4 protein-coding genes are annotated in these 3432 nt (G+C 68.5%); 1 reads left to right on the top strand and 3 read right to left on the bottom strand.

The features are described from left to right. Nucleotides 1-920: ABC transporter substrate-binding protein (locus tag ACFDTC_RS02350; protein ID WP_375257258.1), on the top strand; the 920-nt coding region annotated here is incomplete at its 5' end. A gap of 145 nt (nucleotides 921-1065) precedes the next feature. Here the strand turns inward: ACFDTC_RS02350 and ACFDTC_RS02355 are convergent. The 3 genes from ACFDTC_RS02355 to ACFDTC_RS02365 form a co-directional block, all read right to left on the bottom strand. Beyond that, on the bottom strand, nucleotides 1066-1917 hold the full coding sequence (locus ACFDTC_RS02355) for an alpha/beta fold hydrolase (protein WP_375257259.1): 852 nt from the start codon (nucleotides 1915-1917) through the stop codon (nucleotides 1066-1068). Then, nucleotides 1917-2738 carry a 3-methyl-2-oxobutanoate hydroxymethyltransferase gene (locus tag ACFDTC_RS02360; protein WP_375257260.1) on the bottom strand — a complete coding sequence of 274 codons (822 nt, stop codon included), beginning with the start codon at nucleotides 2736-2738 and terminating at the stop codon, nucleotides 1917-1919. Before ACFDTC_RS02360 ends, ACFDTC_RS02355 begins: the two co-directional genes overlap by 1 nt. 23 nt (nucleotides 2739-2761) lie before the next feature. Next, on the bottom strand, nucleotides 2762-3432 hold a 671-nt coding region (locus ACFDTC_RS02365), incomplete at its 5' end, for an ABC transporter substrate-binding protein (protein WP_375257261.1).

Below are 3432 nucleotides of genomic sequence, written 5' to 3' on the forward strand. Positions count from 1 at the left end.
CCGCCACGCGCATCCAGGGCAACAACCGCGCCCTGCAGGACGGCAGCGTCACGGCACCCGACTTCGCCTTCGACATCGAAGAGGTGACCCCCCTGCCGCGCGCCTTCCGCCGCATGGTGCGCGAGGGTGCCTACGATGTGTCTGAAATGGCGCTGACCACCTACATCACCGCGAAGGCCCACGGCGCGAAGCTGACGGCGCTGCCGGTTTTCCTTGTGCGCGACTTCCACCACAAGTCGATGGCTGCGCACGAGGGCGCGATTTCGGGGCCGAAGGACCTCGAAGGCCGCCGCGTCGGCGTCAACCGCGGCTACACCGTCACCACCGGCGTCTGGGCGCGGGCGATCCTGGCGCAGGAGTACGGCGTCGACCTGTCGCAGGTCACTTGGGCGCGCTCGGACGACGAACACGTTCCCGACTGGCCCAAGCCCGCCAATGTCGAGGAACTGGGCGGCGACGGCTCGCTGGAAGAGCAGTTGATCCGCGGGGACATCGCCGCCGCCGTCGGCCTGCCCGCCAAGGGCGCAGGGCTGGTGCCGATCGTCGAGAACGCCTTCCAGGCCGGCCTCGACGCGCTGAAGACGCGCGGCTTCTACCCGATCAACCACCTCGTCGTGGTGCGCGACGACGTGCTCGACGAAGCACCCGACGTGGCCGTGCAGGTCTTCGATGCCTTCGCGGCAGCCAAGGCGCTCCATGTGCAGGCGCTGCGCGAAGGCCGCGTCACCGATCCCTCGCCGGTCGAGAAGGTGGAGCTGGCCGCGCTCGAGGTCATGGACGACCCGCTGCCTTACGGCATCGCGCCGAACCTCAACGTGCTCGAACTGCTGATGGCGCAGGTGGTGGCGCAGGGCATCATCGACGCGCCGATGCCCATCGCCGACCTCTTCGCGCCGTCGGTCCGCGACAGCATCGCCTGAGCCGGGCAGGCGGGCAATTCCTAACGCTTCGTTAATCCGTCTCTGTAACCCATTGAAATTGCGTGCGCGCAGGCATGTCCCATCGTGGGACATGCCCCGCACGCCCTCGGGCAGGGTTGCCCGCGCGGCCCGAAAACCGCCGCTGTCAGCCGGCCGCCTTCAGGAAGTCGATGACCCGCGCGGGCGCGTTCTCTTCGGTCTGGTCGTCCGTGGGCACGTCCCAGTACTCGGACCCCGACAGGCATTCCTGCAGGTACCGCGCGGCCGAGGTCGCGTGGAACCCGTCCGCCCCCGGCACCACCAGCGCCGGGATGTCGAGGCGCATCAGGTCCTCGGGCTCGGCCCCCGGCGCGGTGTCCCGGTCGATCAGCCCGCGATACATCGCCGTCACCGTCAGCAGGTACCGCCCCACATCCAGCGCCGCGTACCCGGCCGCGAAGTCGTCCGAGTTCCTGATCGGCTGCCCCCACGGCCCCCCGCGCGGATCACCCGAGAAGTTCTTGTCGTGGCTGCGCACCAGGTCCACCACTGCCTGCAGCCCGTTCTCCTCGACGTAGGCCAGGTGCCGCGCGAACCGCTGGTGGCCGCTGATCCGGTAGTTCGCCCCGCCCACCGGCCAGTAATGCACCATCGACAGCGTCCGGTCCGGGTAGGCCACCGCGAAGGCCGAGACGGGGCAGCACCCCATGCAGCCGCCCATCAGATGCGCGCGCTCGATGCCCAGATGATCCAGCAGCCCCGCGCCCTGGCGCGCGAAATGCTCCCACGTGATCCGCTCGACCCTGCCGCCCGACTGGCCGTTCTCGCGCCGGTCGAAGGTGATGCACCGGAAATGGCGGGGCAGGTGGTCGAGCAGCCTGATCCGCTTGTAGACGCCCAGGTCGGTCCATTTCTCGATCCGCGCGTCGAACCCGCCGGGCGAGAACATCAGCAGCGGCGGGCCGTCGCCCATCGCCTCGTAGCGGGTGTCGATTCCGTCGATCTTCGCGAATGGCATCATGTCCTCCCGGGTTGTCCCTTGATCTGGCGCGCCGCGCGTACGTCGGCGGCGCATTCGGCCAGCGCGTCGTGCATCACCTGCGCGACGTTGGCGTAGCCCTTGGCCTCTTGCCCGACGAGCGCGGCATCGTAGCCCACCGCCGCCTGCGCCAGCCGCACGCGACCGTCGAGCCACGGCCCGCCGCCGAAGCCGCCGATGACGGGGATCTTCACCGCCTCGACCACGCGCGGCCCGACCTCGGGGCCGGAATTGGTGAAGTCGAGCAGCACCGCGCCGGCCTTTTCCAGCATCTTCGCCTCGGCAATCATGCGGTCGGCCATGCCCGACACCACGTCCGAGCCCGCCTTGGCCTGGTTCTCGTACGGGATGCCCATCGCCAGCGCGGTCTGCGGGGTCAGGCCGAACTGCGCCCAGACCGGGATGCCGGCGCGCGCCAGCGCGGTCACCGCCTCGGGATACTCGGCCGCGCCGTCGAGCTTCAGCAGGTCGATCCCCGCCTCCTTCACCAGCCGGATGCCCGCGCGCACGGCGGCGTCGACGCCCTTCTGAAGCGGCCCGTAGGGAAAGTCGGCCGAAACGAGCGCGTTCTTCACGCCCCGCCGCACGGCCCGGGTTACGATCACCATCTCGTCCATGGTGATCTCGAACATCGTATCGCGGCCCCACAGGTTCTTGCCGACCGTGTCGCCGACCGAGACGATGTCGGCGCCAACGCCGTCCGCGATCGCGGCCATGTGGGTGTCCCAGGCGACTATGCCGAAGATCTTCTCGCCCCGGCGCTTCTTGTCGTGCAGCGCGGGAATTGTGACCTTGGTCATGGCGGTCTCCGTTCGTTGGGGCGTCAGATGACGAATTCTTCGAGCGTCTCGGGCGCGAACATCTCGTCCACGCTCAGCCGCCGCGACGACAGGCCCTGCGCGTGGTGATAGCCTAGGAAGGTGTCCAGCGTGGCCCGGTTCTTCGGCACGCCATAGGGCCAGAAATCGTCGCCCATGGTGGCCAGCGTCTCTTCGACATGCGCGTTGAAGAACGGCAGCATGCCCTTCAGTGCGGCCGTTTCCTTCAGCCCCTCGTAGCAAAGCGCCTGCGCCTCGCGGAACGCCTTGAACAGGTTCATCGCGATCCAGCGGTTGGCTTCGTAGACCTCGCGGCGGATGGCGATGACGTGCATGATCGGGAAGATCCCGGTTTCGCGGAAGTATTGCTGTTCGACGGCGACGTGGTCGGGGAACAGGCGTTTCACCCGCACGCCGTCATAGGTCGAGGGCTTGCGCGCGGTGTGCAACGCGTCGATGCGCCCGTCGGCCAGCATCTGCGCCAGGGTGTCCTCGGGGCCGATGCGCTCGACCTTGATGTTATCCGGCAGGTCCAGCTTGATCTTCTCGTCGCGGTTCGGCGTCTCCTCGCCGCCGGTGACGTAGGTGACGCTGTCGACCGGTACGCCGTAATGCTCGTCAAGGATGCCGCGGATCCAGACCGGCGCGGTCATCTGGAATTCCGGCGTGCCGACGC

The organism is Citreimonas sp. (assembly GCF_042096055.1).
Classification (GTDB): Bacteria; Pseudomonadota; Alphaproteobacteria; order Rhodobacterales; family Rhodobacteraceae; genus Citreimonas.

Bases quoted from the DNA above. Each gene is read 5' to 3' on its own strand.
- ACFDTC_RS02360 (WP_375257260.1), bottom strand. From the start codon at position 2,738: ATGACCAAGGTCACAATTCCCGCGCTGCACGACAAGAAGCGCCGGGGC.
- ACFDTC_RS02355 (WP_375257259.1), bottom strand. From the start codon at position 1,917: ATGCCATTCGCGAAGATCGACGGAATCGACACCCGCTACGAGGCGATG.